This window comes from Stenotrophomonas sp. Y6 (assembly GCF_022436665.1).
Taxonomy (GTDB): domain Bacteria; phylum Pseudomonadota; class Gammaproteobacteria; order Xanthomonadales; family Xanthomonadaceae; genus Stenotrophomonas; species Stenotrophomonas acidaminiphila_A.
Map to the genome: position 1 here is coordinate 40,088 of NZ_JAKUKB010000002.1, position 15,600 is coordinate 55,687.

General features: G+C 71.3%; 14 protein-coding genes. 6 read left to right on the forward strand and 8 right to left on the reverse strand.

What is annotated here, in order from left to right; translation table 11 throughout:
• Positions 1-38: 38 nt before the first annotated feature.
• From phoR to lpxH, 6 genes are all read left to right on the forward strand, one after another.
• Complete coding sequence (gene phoR, locus MKP15_RS02960) at positions 39-1,379, forward strand: phosphate regulon sensor histidine kinase PhoR (protein WP_240211742.1); 1,341 nt, start codon at positions 39-41, stop codon at positions 1,377-1,379.
• Complete coding sequence (gene ppk1 / locus MKP15_RS02965; protein ID WP_104938179.1) at positions 1,376-3,463, forward strand: polyphosphate kinase 1; 2,088 nt, start codon at positions 1,376-1,378, stop codon at positions 3,461-3,463. The genes phoR and ppk1 overlap by 4 nt, the downstream gene beginning before the upstream one ends.
• Before the next feature lie 157 nt (positions 3,464-3,620).
• On the forward strand, positions 3,621-5,147 hold the full coding sequence (gene ppx, locus MKP15_RS02970; RefSeq protein ID WP_104938178.1) for an exopolyphosphatase: 1,527 nt from the start codon (positions 3,621-3,623) through the stop codon (positions 5,145-5,147).
• Positions 5,148-5,319: 172 nt separating this feature from the next.
• Positions 5,320-6,456, forward strand: a complete 1,137-nt coding sequence (locus tag MKP15_RS02975; protein WP_240211743.1) for a glycosyltransferase family 1 protein — start codon at positions 5,320-5,322, stop codon at positions 6,454-6,456.
• The gene (locus MKP15_RS02980; RefSeq protein ID WP_240211744.1) at positions 6,437-6,976 is read left to right on the forward strand and encodes a phosphatase PAP2 family protein; all 540 of its coding nucleotides are present in this window, start codon (positions 6,437-6,439) and stop codon (positions 6,974-6,976) included. The genes MKP15_RS02975 and MKP15_RS02980 overlap by 20 nt, the downstream gene beginning before the upstream one ends.
• A gap of 98 nt (positions 6,977-7,074) precedes the next feature.
• On the forward strand, positions 7,075-7,818 hold the full coding sequence (gene lpxH / locus MKP15_RS02985; RefSeq protein WP_240211745.1) for a UDP-2,3-diacylglucosamine diphosphatase: 744 nt from the start codon (positions 7,075-7,077) through the stop codon (positions 7,816-7,818).
• A 104-nt stretch (positions 7,819-7,922) separates the two neighbouring features.
• Here lpxH and MKP15_RS02990 read toward each other — a convergent pair whose 3' ends face one another.
• The 8 genes from MKP15_RS02990 to MKP15_RS03025 all read right to left on the reverse strand — a co-directional run bounded on the left by MKP15_RS02990 (position 7,923) and on the right by MKP15_RS03025 (position 15,532).
• Entirely contained in the window at positions 7,923-8,369 is a 447-nt protein-coding gene (locus MKP15_RS02990; protein ID WP_240211746.1) for a hypothetical protein, read from the reverse strand.
• A gap of 100 nt (positions 8,370-8,469) precedes the next feature.
• Positions 8,470-9,273, reverse strand: a complete 804-nt coding sequence (locus MKP15_RS02995; RefSeq protein ID WP_240211747.1) for a ferritin-like domain-containing protein — start codon at positions 9,271-9,273, stop codon at positions 8,470-8,472.
• A 42-nt stretch (positions 9,274-9,315) separates the two neighbouring features.
• Positions 9,316-10,782, reverse strand: coding sequence for an amidophosphoribosyltransferase (gene purF, locus MKP15_RS03000; RefSeq protein ID WP_240211748.1), 1,467 nt, complete (start codon positions 10,780-10,782; stop codon positions 9,316-9,318).
• A gap of 31 nt (positions 10,783-10,813) precedes the next feature.
• On the reverse strand, positions 10,814-11,545 hold the full coding sequence (locus MKP15_RS03005) for a CvpA family protein (RefSeq protein ID WP_240211749.1): 732 nt from the start codon (positions 11,543-11,545) through the stop codon (positions 10,814-10,816).
• Between the two features lie 36 nt (positions 11,546-11,581).
• Positions 11,582-12,604, reverse strand: coding sequence for an SPOR domain-containing protein (locus MKP15_RS03010; RefSeq protein ID WP_240211750.1), 1,023 nt, complete (start codon positions 12,602-12,604; stop codon positions 11,582-11,584).
• A 128-nt stretch (positions 12,605-12,732) separates the two neighbouring features.
• Positions 12,733-14,019, reverse strand: coding sequence for a bifunctional tetrahydrofolate synthase/dihydrofolate synthase (folC, locus tag MKP15_RS03015; protein ID WP_240211751.1), 1,287 nt, complete (start codon positions 14,017-14,019; stop codon positions 12,733-12,735).
• A gap of 95 nt (positions 14,020-14,114) precedes the next feature.
• Positions 14,115-14,888, reverse strand: a complete 774-nt coding sequence (locus tag MKP15_RS03020) for a TonB family protein (RefSeq protein ID WP_240211752.1) — start codon at positions 14,886-14,888, stop codon at positions 14,115-14,117.
• Positions 14,888-15,532: a histidine phosphatase family protein gene (locus MKP15_RS03025; RefSeq protein ID WP_240211753.1), complete on the reverse strand. Its 645-nt coding sequence runs from the start codon at positions 15,530-15,532 to the stop codon at positions 14,888-14,890. Before MKP15_RS03025 ends, MKP15_RS03020 begins: the two co-directional genes overlap by 1 nt.
• Positions 15,533-15,600 lie beyond the last annotated feature (68 nt).

A 15,600-nucleotide genomic window follows, 5' to 3' on the forward strand; every position in this document is an offset into this window, starting at 1 on the left:
CAGTGCCCAAGGTTCCACCCGCATCACCCGAGAGCGCAATGCCCCGCCAATTCCGATCCGCCTGGTTGAAGACGCTGGCCACCCTGGCCGCGCTGCTGTTGTCGGCCCTGCTGATCGGCGCCCTGCTCGGGCATCCCGCGTGGGTGCTGGCGCTGGCCGCGCTCGGGATCCTCGCCTGGCATTACTGGCGGTTGCGCCAGGTGCTGCTGCGCCTGACCGCGCGCCAGCGCTGGGAAACCGCCCGCGGCACCGGCGTATGGAACGAGCTTGACCGCCTGCTGTACCGCAACCAGCAGGAAATGCGCGTGCGCAAGCGGCGCCTGATCGACATGCTGCGCAGCTACCGCGCCGCCGCCGCGGCGCTGCCCGACGCGGTGGTGGTGGTGGACCGCAACACCCAGCGCGTGCAGTGGTTCAACGAGGCGGCCACCGCGCTGCTGGGCCTGCAGCATCCGGCCGACATGGACGCGCCGCTGGTGGAGCGCCTGCAGCCGCTGCCGCTGGCGCACTGGCTGGCCGGCGGGCGCAACGCCGAACCCATCCTGGACGCCAATTCGCCGGTCGATCCGGGCATCCGCCTGCACCTGCGGCTGATTCCGTATTCGGACCACCACTGGCTGCTGGTGGCGCGCGACGTGACCAAGCTGCTGCACCTGGAACAGGTGCGCCGCGACTTCGTCGCCAACGTCTCGCACGAGCTGCGCACGCCGCTGACGGTGGTGCACGGTTACCTGGACATGATGGACCCGGAGGATTTCCCCGACACCGGGCCGATGCTGGCGGAGATGCGCAAGCAGTCCCAGCGCATGGCGCAGCTGGTGGAAGACCTGCTCACCCTGTCGCGGCTGGAATCGCAGCAGCAGGCCGAGCTGGAAACCGTGGCGATGACCTCGATGCTTGCCTCGCTGCGGCGCGAAGCCGAGGCCCACAGCCAGGGCCGCCACACGATCACCATCGAGGACAGCGCCGGGCTCGACCTGGCCGGCTCCAACAAGGAGCTGCACAGCGCGTTCTCCAACCTCGTCACCAACGCGGTGCGCTACACCCCGGCCGGCGGCCGCATCACCCTGACCTTCGCCCGCGAGGGCGACGGCGCGGTGCTGGCGGTGACCGACACCGGCTACGGCATCCCGGCCAACCACCTGCCGCGCCTGACCGAACGCTTCTACCGCGTGTCCAGCAGCCGTTCGCGCGAGAGCGGCGGCACCGGCCTGGGCCTGTCCATCGTCAAGCACATCCTCGGCCTGCACCAGGCGCGCCTGGAGATCCGCAGCGAAGTCGGCCAGGGCAGTACCTTCGCCTGCCATTTCGACGCCGGACACGTCCGCCCGCGCACCACCCTCCCCTCGCCACCGTCCACGGAAGACTCCCCGGCATGAACGCTCCCGTCCCGTCCCCCGTTGCCGCGGCCCCGGGCAATGACCCGCTGCGCGACCCGGCGCTGTACATCAACCGCGAGCTGTCGCAGCTGGACTTCAACTTCCGGGTGCTGGCCCAGGCCATGGACGAACAGGTGCCATTGCTGGAGCGGCTGCGCTTCCTGTGCATTTCCTGCACCAACCTGGACGAGTTCTTCGAGATCCGTGCCGCGGCGGTGCGCCACGCGCAGGAGTTCGGCCTGCCGCCGGCGCCGGACGGGATGAGCCCGCAGGAAATCCTGAGCGCCATCCACGACCGCGCCGCCGAACTGGTGGAACAGCAGTACCGCTGCTGGAACGAGGTGCTGCGCCCGGCGCTGCAGGACGCGGGTATCGGCATCCTCTCGCCGTCGACCTGGACCGCGCGCCAGCGCCGCTGGCTGCGTGCCTACTTCCGCAACGAGATCATGCCGGTGCTCTCGCCGTTGGGGCTGGATCCGTCGCATCCGTTCCCGAAAATCCTCAACAAGTCGCTGAACATCGTCGTCGTGCTCAAGGGCACCGACGCCTTCGGCCGCGCCGGCCACCTGGCGCTGGTGCGCGCGCCGCGCTCGCTGCCACGCATCATCCAGCTGCCCAAGTCGCTGGGCGGCAACCAGAACTTCGTGCTGCTCTCGGCGGTGCTGTCCACCTTCGTCAACGAACTGTTCCCGGGCATGGACGTGCGCGGCGCCTACCAGTTCCGGGTCACCCGCAACTCCGAGCTGGTGGTGGACGAGGAGGAAGTGGAGAACCTGGCGCTGGCGCTGCGCGACGAGCTGGTCGACCGCGGCTACCGGCCGGCGGTGCGGCTGGAGATCGCCCACGATTGCCCGCGGCCGATCGTGCAGACCCTGCTGCAGAACTTCGGCCTGTCCGAGAACGCCGCCTACCGCATCGACGGCTCGGTCAACCTCAACCGCGTCATCCAGGTCTACGACCTGGTGCAGCGGCCGGAGCTGAAGTACCCGCCGATGACGCCGCGCGTGCTCAAGACGTCCGAGGGCATCTTCGAGGCGGTGGCGCGCGAGGACGTGCTGCTGCACCACCCGTTCGACTCGTTCAGCACCGTGCTGGAGCTGATCCGCGAAGCCGCGGTGGACCCCAACGTGCTGGCGATCAAGCAGACCCTGTACCGCACCGGCAAGGATTCGGGGATCGTCGAGGCGCTGATCCAGGCCGCGCGCAACGGCAAGGACGTGACCGTGGTGGTCGAGCTGCGCGCGCGTTTCGACGAAGAGGCCAACCTCGGCCTGGCCGATCGCCTGCAGGACGCCGGCGTGCAGGTGGTCTACGGCGTGGTCGGCTACAAGACCCACGCCAAGATGCTGCTGATCGTGCGCCGCGAAGGGCGCAAGCTGCGCCGCTACGTGCACCTGGGCACCGGCAACTACCACAGCGGCACCGCACGCGCCTACACCGACCTGAGCCTGATCACCGCCGATCCGGACATCGGCAACGACGTGCACCAGCTGTTCCAGCAGCTGTCCGGGCTGGCCTCGAAGATGAAGCTGGAATGCCTGCTGCAGTCGCCGTTCACCCTGCACGCTGGCCTGCTGCAGCGGATCGAGCGCGAGACCCGGCTGGCGCTGGACGGCAAGCCGGGGCGGATCATCGCCAAGATGAACGCGCTCAACGAGCCGCAGGTGATCCGCGCCCTGTACGCGGCGTCGCAGGCCGGCGTGCAGATCGACCTGATCGTGCGCGGTGCCTGCACCCTGCGCCCCGGCGTGGAGGGCGTCTCCGACAACATCCGGGTGCGCTCGATCGTCGGCCGCTTCCTGGAGCACAGCCGCGTCTACTGGTTCGGCAACAACGGCGCGCCCGAGCTGTACTGCGCCAGCGCCGACTGGCTGGAGCGCAACCTGCTGCGGCGCGTGGAGACCTGCTTCCCGATCCTGGACAGCGACCTGGCCCGGCGGATCTACCGCGAGGTGCTGCAGAACTACCTGGACGACAACCTCAACGCCTGGGAACTGCAGGCCGACGGCCGCTACCGCAAGTGCGTGCCGCAGCCCGGACAGCCGCCGCACTCGGCGCAGCAGGCATTGCTGGAAGCGCTGTAACGCTGCCGCCGCGACCGCGCATGGCCGCCCGCGTGGGCCCGGCCGTGCGCCGGGCAGCCCGCCGTGCGCGGCGGGCCTGCCGGTGCGGCCGTGGCGCCGGTTCACGGTTTCGCGCACGGGGTGACACGCGCCCCCGGCCATCCACTACCATTCCGCCATGCCCCAGTCCTCCCCGACCTTTCCCCCGCTGCAGGACGGCGACCTGCTGGCCGCCATCGACCTGGGCTCCAACAGCTTCCACATGGTCATCGCCCGCTACCTGCTCGGCCAGCTGCGGGTGGTCGACCGCCTGCGCGAGACCGTGCGCATGGCCGACGGCCTCGACGGCAAGGGGGGATTGTCGGCCGAGGCGCGGCAACGCGCGCTCGAATGCCTGGCCCGTTTCGGCCAGCGCATCCGCAACATCCCGCCGTACCGGGTGCGCGCGCTGGCCACCAACACCGTGCGCCAGCTGCGCTCGCCGCTGTCGTTCCTGATGCCGGCCGAGACCGCGCTGGGCCACGCCATCGAAGTGGTCAACGGCCGCGAGGAGGCGCGCCTGATCTACCTGGGCGTGGCCCATGCGCAGCCGCCCAAGCCGGGCCAGCGGCGGCTGGTGATCGACATCGGTGGCGGCTCCACCGAATTCATCATCGGCAGCGGCATGCAGCCGCTGGAACGCGAAAGCCTGCAGGCCGGCTGCATCGCCAGCACCCGGCGCTTCTTCCCCGGCGGCAAGCTGAGCAAGAAGCGCTGGAAGGACGCACTGACCGAGATCAGCGCCGAGTTCCAGCCGTTCGCCGCCAAGTACCGGGCGCTGGGCTGGGACGAGGCACTGGGTTCGTCCGGCACCCACAAGGCGATCAGCGAGATCTGCGCGGCGATGAAGCTGAGCAAGGGCGCGATCACCGCCCAGGCCCTGCCGCAGCTGCGCGACGAGCTGCTGCGCGCGCGGCACATCGACGACATCAACCTGCCCACCCTGTCCAGCGAGCGGCGGCCGATCATCGCCGGCGGCGTGCTGGTGCTCGAGGCCGCCTTCCAGTCGCTGGGCCTGCAGAAGCTGCTGGTCAGCAAGGCGGCGATGCGCGAGGGCATCCTCTACGACATCATGGGCCGCGCCAGCGACAACGACCCGCGCGACGAATCGGTGGCGGCGCTGACCCGCCGCTACGACATCGATGCCGCCCAGGCGCTGCGCGTGGAAGCGACCGCCCAGCGCCTGTTCGAACAGGTCGCCGAAAGCTGGAAGCTGGACTCGGACGACGCCCGCATGCTGGGCTGGGCCGCGCGCCTGCACGAACTGGGGCTGATGATCGCCCACAGCGGCTACCACACCCACGGCAGCTACGTGATCGAGCACTCGGACATCGCCGGCTTCTCGCGCCAGGAGCAGCAGATGCTGGCGGCGCTGATCCGCACCCACCGCCGCGGCGTGCCCAAGACCGCTTTCGACGCCCTGCCCGACCGCCTGCTGCTGCCGGCCCGCCGCACCGCCGCGCTGCTGCGGCTGGCGGTGCTGCTGCACCGCTCGCACGAGGACGATCCGATTCCGACGCTCGACCTGAGCGTGGACGGCAACACCCTGTCGCTGGTGCTGGACAAGGCCTTCATCGACGCCCGCCCGCTGCTGCGCGCCGACCTGGTCGGCGAGGCCGAAGGGATGGCCGGGCTGGGCATCTCGTTCCGGCCGTTCGTCGCCTGAATCCCCTGGTGCATGCCGGGCCCGCCCCGCATGGGGCTTTGCCGGCGATCGCGCACGGGGCATGCAGGGGCGCGGCACGGCGCCGCTGCCCCGGGCGCTGTCATGCCAGCGACGCACGCCGGTCATATCGCTGCCACCCCTTCTCCCCATGCTGCGGCAAACGGGAGGAGCCATGCGCTACGCCATCGTCACCGAGACCTATCCGCCGGAGGTCAACGGCGTCGCCCTGACCGTACAGGGCCTGGAGCGCGGCCTGCGCGCCCGCGGCAACGACGTCGACGTCGTGCGTCCGCGCCAGTCGCAGGACCTGGCGCAGGCGCATGAGCTGCTGGTGCGTGGCATGGCGCTGCCGCGCTACCCCGGCCTGCGCTTCGGGCTGCCGGTGCCGCGCCTGCTGGCCCGGCACTGGCTCCAGCAGCGGCCGGACGCGGTCTACATCGCCACCGAGGGCCCGCTGGGCTGGTCGGCGCTGCGCGCCGCGCGGCGGCTCGGCATCCCGGTCGCCACCGGCCTGCATACCCGCTTCGACACGTATCTGCCCGACTACGGCGCGGCCTGGCTGCAGCCCGTTGCCCTGGGCTGGATGCGCCGCTTCCACAACCAGGGCGATGCCACCCTGGTCCCCACCCGCGAACTGCAGGACTTCCTGCAGGGCCACGGCTTCCATCACCCACGGCTGCTGGCGCGTGCGGTGGACGCATCGCAGTTCTCGCCGCAGCAGCGCGACACCGCGCTGCGCCAGGCCTGGGGGCTGGATGCGCGCGGGCTGGCGGTGATCCACGTCGGCCGCATCGCCGCGGAGAAGAACCTCGGCCTGGCGATCCAGGCGTTCCGCCGGATCCAGCGGCTGCGCCCGGATGCGCGCTTCGTCTGGGTGGGCGACGGGCCACTGCGCGAGCGCATCGCCCAGGAGAACCCCGACTTCATCTTCTGCGGGATCCAGCGCGGCCAGGCGCTTGCCCGCTACTTCGCCAGCGGCGACCTGTTCCTGTTCCCGAGCCGCAGCGAGACCTTCGGCAACGTGACCCTGGAGGCCATGGCCAGCGGCGTGGCCACGGTCGCCTTCGACTATGGCGCCGCGCGCGAACATCTGCAGAGCGGGTACAGCGGCGTGGCCGTGGACAACGACGACAGCTTCATCAACGCCGCAATTAACCTGGCCGGCGACCCGGCCCTTCGCGCGTCGCTCGGTGGCAACGCCAGCCGGGCGATGCAGCGGCTGCATCCGGACCACGTGGTCGCCGAATTCGAGGCATTGCTGCACGAACTGTCGCAACGGAGACGTGCCCATGCCCTTGCTGCCGCCTGACGGCCTGCTCGCCCGCGAAACCCGCTGGTGCCGGCGCGCCAACCACTACTGCCGCCATCGCCGCATCCGCACCCTGTTCGCGATCATCAGCCGCCTCGGCGATGGCGTGTTCTGGTACGTGCTGATGGGCGCACTGGTACTGGCCGACGGCATGGACGGCCTGCGCGCATCCGCGCACATGGCCGCCACCGGCGTGGTCGCGCTGACCCTGTACAAGGCGCTCAAACGCTGGACCCGCCGCCCGCGCCCGTTCGCGGCCGACCTGCGCATCCGCGCCTGGGTGGCGCCGCTGGACGAGTACAGTTTTCCCTCCGGGCATACCCTGCACGCGGTGTCGTTCAGCGTGGTCGCGCTGGCCTACTACCCGTGGCTGGCGCCGTTGCTGCTGCCGTTCACCGCCGGGGTGGCGCTGTCGCGGGTCGTGCTCGGCCTGCATTACCCCAGCGACGTGCTGGCCGCCACCGGCATCGCCCTGCTGCTGGGCGGCGCGTCGCTGCAGCTGATGCCGCTGCCGTTCTGAGCGGCGGCCGCCGGCCAGCCGCCGTGCCCGCGCAGCGGCGCCCACCGGCCGCCGTGGAGCCATCGGGAGCGCGCCGGCGTTGCCCTACAATGGCGGGCATGACCACGCTGTTCATTTCCGATCTGCACCTGGACCCCAGCCGTCCGGCGATCACCGCATTGTTCCTGGAGTTCCTGCGCGACCAGGCGCGGCAGGCCGAGGCGCTGTACATCCTCGGTGACCTGTTCGAGGCCTGGATCGGCGACGACACCCCTTCCGCTGCCGCCGATGCGGTCGCCACCGCGCTGCGCGAACTGGCCGACGCCGGGGTGCCGGTGTTCTTCATCCGTGGCAACCGTGATTTCCTGGTCGGCGCGGACTATGCCCACCGCGCCGGCATGCGCATTCTGCCCGACCCGTGCGTGGTTACGCTGTACGGCCGGCCGGTGCTGCTGCAGCACGGCGATCTGCTGTGTACCGACGACACCGCCTACCAGGCGTTCCGCGCGCAGACCCGCGACCCGGCGTTCATCGCCCAGTTCCTGGCGCAACCGCTGGAAGCACGCCTCGCCTTCGCGCAGAAGGCGCGCGCCGCCAGCCAGGCGCGCCAGTCGGAAATGAAGCAGGGCGACCGCGCGCAGTTCGAGACCGTCACCGACGTGGCACCGGGCGAAGTCGCCGCCACGTTCCGCCGTTACGGCGTGGACACGATGATCCATGGCCACACCCATCGTCCGGCCGTGCACAGCGTGCAGGTGGACGATGCCACCTGTACCCGCATCGTGCTCGGCGACTGGTACGAGCAGGGCTCGGTGCTGCAGGTGGATGCCAGCGGCTACCGGCTGCAGGCACTGACCCCGTAGCTCAATACCGGGTCTGGCCACTGGAAAGTACTACCGTCGGCGGACCCTGCGGATCAGAAGAGGCGCGTGGTGGCAACGGAGCTGGCCCCGAAACGGCAGCACGCTTACCGGGGCGCGGGCGGCGACGCGGGGTCGAACGCACAGCCTTGCTGCGTCTTGCCATCCAACCGCCACGACACGCTGAAGGGATAGCGGACGTCGGACATGCCGTCCGAACAGGGCGCGCGGCGCACGTCCAGCCGGAACGGCACGCCACCGTCCTCGCCGGCCAGGTGCAGGCCACCGGCATCGATGCGACGCGTGGCCTGCAGCCGGCGCGGCGCGTCCATCGTTTCCGGCGTGGTGTAGGTCAACGCTTCGCCCTCCACCTTCACGCTCCAGAACGGCTCGACGCCGGCCGCCTGCAGGCTGGCCGGGAACGCCGCCGCATCCGGCTCACCCCGCGTGGCGGCCGCTTCGTGCGCGGGCGCACCGGCGTCGGGGACGGCGGGGCTGCAGGCCGACAACAGGGTCATCGGCAACGCCAGCAACAGGGGGCGGAATACAGGCATGCGCGGCTCCATGGGGTGCGACAAGTGAGCGGTATCGTCGCATGCATCAGGTAAACGCAATGCGATCCACGCGGCTGCGGAAACCGGCCGCGCGATTGCGTCACCCGGCCTGTTCGACCAGGTCCGCAAGCTCGTCGGCATCGAAGCCGGCCAGCAGCCGGGCTTCGAGATTGAATGGGCCGTGCAGGTAACCGCCGGCGTATTCGTGCAGCAGCTGCTTGAACCGCGCGCGCGGTTCCACCCCGGCACGCGCGCAGTACCAGCGGTACCAGCGCGAACCGGCGGCGACATGCGCTACTTCCTCGCGCAGGATCACTTCCAGCACGTCGGCGGTGGCGTCGTCGCCGAGCGCGCGCAGCCGGGTGATCATCGCCGGGGTCACGTCCAGCCCGCGCGCTTCCAGTACGCGCGGCACCAGCGCCATGCGCGCCAGTCCGTCATGCGCGGTTTTCTCGCACATTTCCCACAGGCCGTTGTGCGCGGGGAAGTCGGCGTAGTCGTGGCCATGCGCCAGCAGTCGCTCGCGCAGCAGCAGGAAGTGGCGCGCTTCGTCGTCGGCGCAGCTCACCCAATCGGCGTGGAAACTGCCCGGCAGGCCACGGAAGCGGTACACCGCATCCCACGCCAGGTCGATGGCATTGAGTTCGATATGGGCGATGGCATGGATGAAGGCCGCACGCCCCTCCACGCTGCCGAAGCCGCGACGCGGCAGATCGCGCGGGTGCACCAGCACCAGGCGCGCGGGGCGGCCGGGCATGCGGATCGGCGCCGGCCCGGGCGCGTCCGCCGGCAGCTTCAGCGCACCGGCGCGGAACAAGCTGGCGCAGTGCCGGGTCAGCGCCACCTTGCGCAGCGGATCTGCCTCGGCCAGGCACAGCTGCGCGGCGTGCAGCAGGTCATCCACCGCCGGCATGCCGCCGGCTTGCGCGGCCGCCGCCTGCATGGCTCAGGCGCGGCGCTTGTTCTTGGCTTCGTCCGAGCGCAGCTGCTGGATGCGCTCGAAGTAACCCGGCTCGATGCCGGTGACGTAGTGGCCGTTGAAGCAGGACGAATCGAACGCCTTCAGCTCCGGATTGCCCTCGCGCACCGCCGCTTCCAGGTCCTCGAGGTCCTGGTAGACCAGCCAGTCGCAGCCCAGGTGCTTCTCGATGTCCTCCACGCTGCGCTCGTGCGCCACCAGTTCCTCGGCGGCCGGCATGTCGATGCCGTAGATGTTGGGGTGGCGCACCGGCGGCGCGGCGCTGGCCAAGTACACCTTGCGCGCGCCGGCGTCGCGCGCCATCTGCACGATCTGCTGGCTGGTGGTGCCGCGCACGATCGAGTCGTCCACCAGCAGCACCACGCGGTTGCGGAACTCCAGGTGGATCGGGTTGAGCTTGCGGCGCACCGACTTCACCCGCTCGCCCTGCCCCGGCATGATGAAGGTGCGGCCGACGTAGCGGTTCTTGACGAAGCCCTCGCGGTACTTCACGCCAAGCACGTTGGAGATTTCCAGCGCCGCGTCGCGCGAGGTGTCCGGGATCGGGATGATGGTGTCGATGTCGTGGTCCGGGCGCAGGCGCAGGATCTTCTCGCCCAGCTTCTGGCCCATGCGCATGCGCGCCTTGTGCACCGAGACGTTGTCGATCATCGAGTCCGGGCGCGCGAAGTACACGTACTCGAAGATGCAGGGCGTCTGCTGGGTGGTGGTGGCGCAGACCTCGGTGAACAGTTCGCCGCGCTCGGTGATCACCACCGCCTCGCCCGGGGCGACGTCGCGCACGCGCTCGAAGCCGAGCACGTCCAGCGCCACCGATTCGGAGGCCACGATGTACTCCTCGCCCTCGGCATGGCTGCGCCTGCCCAGCACCAGCGGGCGGATGCCGTGCGGGTCGCGGAACGCCACCAGGCCCAGGCCCAGCACCACGCTGACCACCGCATAGCCGCCCTTGCAGCGGCGGTGCACGCCGGCCACGGCGCGGATCGCCGCCTCCGGGGTGAGCATGCGCTGCGCGTCCAGCTCGTAGGCGAACACGTTCAACAGCACTTCGCTGTCCGAGTCGGTGTTGATGTTGCGGCGGTCGGCCTCGAACACCTGCTGGCGCAGCGCCTCGGTGTTGATCAGGTTGCCGTTGTGCGCCAGGGCGATGCCGTACGGCGAGTTGACGTAGAACGGCTGCGCCTCGTCGGTGCCTTCCGAACCGGCGGTCGGGTAGCGCACGTGGGCGATGCCGATGCGGCCCTGCAGCAGCGCCATGCGCCGCTCGTCGAACACGTCGCGCACCAGCCCGTTGCCCTTTTCCACCCGCAGCCGGGTGCCGTGCGCGGTGGCGATGCCGGCCGCATCCTGGCCGCGGTGCTGGAGGACGGTCAGGCCGTCATAGAGCTGCCCGGCGACGTTCTGGTTGCCGACGATTCCGACGATGCCACACATGTTGCGCGATCTCCGCTGGGCCGTGGCCCGGTTAACGTGAAGGGGGCCGTGCCTGGCCCGATGGCCCGGCCCGCGCCGGACCGGGGTGATCCGGGCGCACCTGCGCCGGATCGATGTTGGAAGGCCACGCCTTCGCCGGGTCCTGGCGGCTGCCTCCGGTCGCGGCCGGCCGGGCGTCATCCGCCCGTTCCGGCATCGCTTGCGGCAGTCCGCTGCCCGCTTCATGTTCGCTGAGTCCGGCATTATCGCCTGCCAGCACCGCCTTGCCCAAGTCCAGCAGCGGATGCTCCGGCACGGCCGGCAGTTCCGGCAGCCGCGCGCGCAGCCAGTCGGCCGGCGGGTGCAGCCACGACGCCAGCTGCGAACGCCGCCAGGGCTCGCCGTCGGCCACGGGGGTGAAGCCCAGCACCAGCACCGCCAGCACCGCCAGCAGCACCCCGCGCACCAGCCCCAGGCCGAAACCGAACAGGCGGTCCGGGGCCTTCAGCAGCACGGTGGAATCGACCACCCCGCGCAGCAGCAGGCCGATGGCCGAAACGGCCAGCAGTACGCCGAAGAAGGCAATGGCGTAGCCGGCGGCATATTGGCCCGGGGTCGGCGTCGCGCCGCCGTTGAGCAGCACGCTGGCGTCATGGCCGAAACGGAACGCGGCCCAGCCGGCCAGCAGCCAGCCGAGCACGCCGAACACGGTGGCCAGCAGGCCGCGCATCAGCCCGAACAGGGCCGATACCACGATCAACCCCAGCAGCAGCAGGTCGATCACCGGTTGCCCCGACCGGGCATCAGGCCGCTCGCCGCATCAGGGGTGCGGGCGGACCATGCCGGCGATGCCGACCTTGGCCGCGACCTGCGCCTTGAGCTGTTCGGCCTCGGCCCGGTTGGCCACCGGGCCGACGCGGACGCGGTTGAGCACGCCGTTGTCGGTGTGCACCTGTTCGACGAAGGCGCTGAAGCCGGCGGCGCGCACCTTGTCGCGCAACGCATTGGCGTCGGCCGGCTTGCCGAACGCACCCAGCTGCACGGCGAAGCCGACGCTGCTCGCGGCCGGCGCGGTGGGAGTGGCAGTGGCAGCCGGCTTCGGCGCGGCGGGCTTGGGCGCTTCAGGCTTGAGCGCTTCAGGCTTGGGCGCAGCGGGCTTGGGTTCGTTGCGGGGATCGAGCCGCGGCGCGGCGGCCACCGGCCTGGCGGGCTCGGCAGGCAGGGCCTCGGACCGCACCGCCGGGGCGGCCGCAGCCGCGGCCGGAGCCGCAGCCGGGGTAGCCGGGGCGGCGGCTGGCGCCGCGGGCTCCTTGTCGGCGTCGAGCACCACCACCTGCGCGTTCACGTCGCCGCGGACCTTGCCCGCCTCCAGCCGGACCAGCTCGGCCTGCGCGCGGTCGGCATACGGGCCGATGCGCACCCGCCAGGCCGGGCGCCCGTTGATGGTGTCCTGCTGGCGGAAGCCCGGCAGGTTGGATTTTTTCAGGTGGGCGATCACCGCATCGGCATCGGCCTCGGTGGCGTAGGCACCGAAATTCACCGCGTAATTGCCGGCCGCCGCGCTCGGCGGCAGCACGCCGCTGGCGGGGTCCGCCGCCGGGGACGCGGCCTCGGCGACCGGTTGCGCGGCGGGCATGCCGGTGGCGCCAGCGGCGCTCGGCGCGACCAGCGGCAGCTCGCGGGTTTCGAACTGGCCGTCGGCCGGCGCATCGGGGGCGCGCAGCGGTACGTCCTGCACGCCGCTGTCCGGTGCCGGGCCCTTGACCAGCATGGGCAGGAAGATCACGGCCAGGGCCACCAGCACGATGGCGCCAATCAATCGCTGTTTCAGGGGAGTATCCACGGCAAGGCGTATGGGCGGCAGGGCGGAATGTCCGGCGATTATATGCGCGGCCGGCGACGGCCACGGCCGCGCCAGCTGAACGGAGCGCAGTGTGCGTCAGCGCACGGGCAGCGGCTGGACGGTGGATGTCACGGCGCGCGCGCGACGCCCGCCTGCAGCCGTGGCAACGCTTCTGCAACGGTGTGGAACGACCCGAACACCAGCACCCGGTCGCCACGGCGGGCCTGTTCCAGCGCCGCGGCCAGCGCTTGGCCGACGTCCGCGAAGGTGGCGGCGCCGGCCGCGGCGGTGCCGGCCAGGCGCTCGCGCAGTTGCGCGGCACCCTGGCCGCGGGTGCCCTCCAGTCCGGCCAGGTACCAGCGGTCGATGCGCGCCTGCAGCGCGGCGACCACGCCCGCGGCGTCCTTGTCGGCCAGCGCCGCGTATACCGCCAGGGTGCGTCCGCTGGCCGGGCGTGCCTGCAGCGCGGTGCCGAGGGCGGCGGCGGCCTGCGGGTTGTGGCCGACATCGACCAGCACTTCCACGCCATCGCACTCGAAGCGCTGCAGGCGCCCGGCGACCTGCGCCGCGGCCACGCCGCGCGCCCAGGCGGCGCGCGGCACCGGGCGATCCAGCGCGCGCAGCGCGGCGATGGCGGCGGCCGCATTGGCCCGCTGCACCGGCGCCCACAACGCCGGCTGCGGCAGTTCGATGCGGAAGGAGACATCGCGCCAGCGCCAGGTGTCGGCGTCCACCGCCTCGGCGAAGAAGTCGCTGCCGAAGCGGATCGCGTTGGCGCCCAGCACGTAGGCGCGACGCAGCACGCTGGACGGCGGATCGATCTCGCCCAGGATCAGCGGCTTCCAGCCGCGGATGATGCCGGCCTTCTCGGCGCCGATGGCCTCGCGGTCGCTGCCCAGCCAGTCGGCATGGTCGATGTCCACGGTGGTGATCACCGCCACGTCGGCATCGACGATGTTGACCGCGTCCAGGCGCCCGCCCAGCCCCACTTCCAGCACCGCCAGGTCCAGCCCGGCGCGCGCGAACGCCCACAACGCGCACAGCGTGCCGTACTCGAAGTAGGTCAGCGCGGTGTCGCCACGCGCATCCTCCACGGCGTTGAAGCCGGCCACCAGGGTGGCGTCGTCGACATCGGCGCCGTCGATGCGCACGCGCTCGTTGTAGGCCAGCAGGTGCGGCGAGGTGTAGGCACCCACCGTCCAGCCAGCGGCGCGGGCGATGGCCTCGATGAAGGCCACCGTCGAGCCCTTGCCGTTGGTGCCGCCGACCACGATGCAGCGCTGCGCCGGCCGCTGCAGGCCCATGCGCGCGGCCACCTCGCGCACCCGTTCCAGCCCCATCGCGATGGGCTGCGGGTGCTGTCGGTCGATATGGGCGAGCCACTGTTCGAGCGTGGCGGGACGTGCGGAGGACATGCGGGATTCTCGGTGGCACGCGCCGGCGCACGGTGCGGCGGCGCGGATGGGGCGCACATGATACAGCCGCGCCACGGCGCGCCCGGCCGTCGCGCCTAGGGCGTGGCCACTGCGACCGCCTGTGGCCGCTGCCGGCCACGGCTGGCGCGCAGCGTGGCCAGCGACTGGCGGCAGGCATCCAGGTCGCTGCCACACAGCACGCTGGTGACCACGAACCGGTGGCGGCCATCGCTGACCAGGCGGTTGCGCACCATCATCGCGCCTTCCAGCTGGAACAGGCTCAGGCCTTCTTCGTCGTGCAGCCAGAAGTTGGCCTGCCCTCCATAGCGGCGGAACAGCGCCAGCGGGCCGATCGTGGCGACCGCCTCGGGAATCGCCAGGAAACCGATCGGGTACGGATCGGCGATGTAGCCCGGCAGCGCGCCGTCGGCATCCAGTGCAGGCATCGGCACGCGGCCGCTGCGGCGCTCGTCGAAGAACGGGTCGCGCAGGCGCCTGCCAGCCTGCGCCGGGATTTCCTCGGGCAGCGGTTCGAACGCGAACGGCAGACGGTAGCGCGGCTGGCCCCGGTATTCCGGCGGCACGGTCCAGGCACGGGCCGCCGCCAGCGCCGCCGCGTCCAGTACCGCCACGCCGGAGCCCTGTTCGACCCGTGCGGCGTCTACCCGCCCGCAGGCATCGGTATCGATGATCACGTTGATCACGTAGCCGAGCAGGCGCCACAGTTCCGGCGGCGGGTAGTGCGGCGCGCGGTTGGCCGCCGCTGTAAACGGCGGGCAGCCCTCGGCCGGTTGCGCCAGTGCCGGCAACGACGACAACGCCAGCAGGGCCGCGGCCAGCCAGCAGGGCGGTACCCGCAGGCGCGCCATCACAACGCCCGGTGCTTGGCCTCGCCGAAGAACGGGGTGTGGTGCGCGCAATCGTTCAGGCGCACCACTTCCAGGTGCTCCACGTCCGGCCCTTCCAGCAGATTCAGCGTGGTCGGTGCCTGGCGGAAGGTCCACAGCTTGCCGATCGGCAGGCCCAGCACCTTGCACAGGATCACGCGGTTGACCGCGTCGTGCGCGACCACCAGCAGGGTGTCATCCGCGCCCAGGCCCTCGGCGGCGCGCGCCAGGCCACGCCAACTGCGGTCCAGCACCTGGCGCAGCGATTCGCCACCGGGCATCAGCACGGTATCGGGTTCCTCGCGCCAGGCGCGCAGGCGCGCCGGGTCCTTGTCGTTGATCTCACTGGCCAGCAGGCCCTCCCACTCGCCGTGGGCGATTTCCTGCAGGTCCGCATCGGTCTGCAGCATCGAGGCGCGGGCGCTGCCCAGCGCGGCCCGCGCGGTGCTCTGCGCGCGCGACAGCGGCGACGCCACCGCGCGGGTGATCTCGATCAACTGCAGGCGCTCGCCCAGTGCCCTGGCCTGCGCCTCGCCTACCGGCGAAAGCGGGATGTCGATCTGGCCCTGGTAGCGGCCTTCGGCGTTCCACGGCGTTTCGCCGTGGCGGGCAAGCAGGATGCGCATGCAGTTGGGAGTCCATGGCGAGGGGGCCCGCATCATAGCCTGTCGCCGTGGTGCCGCAGGCGTCGGTT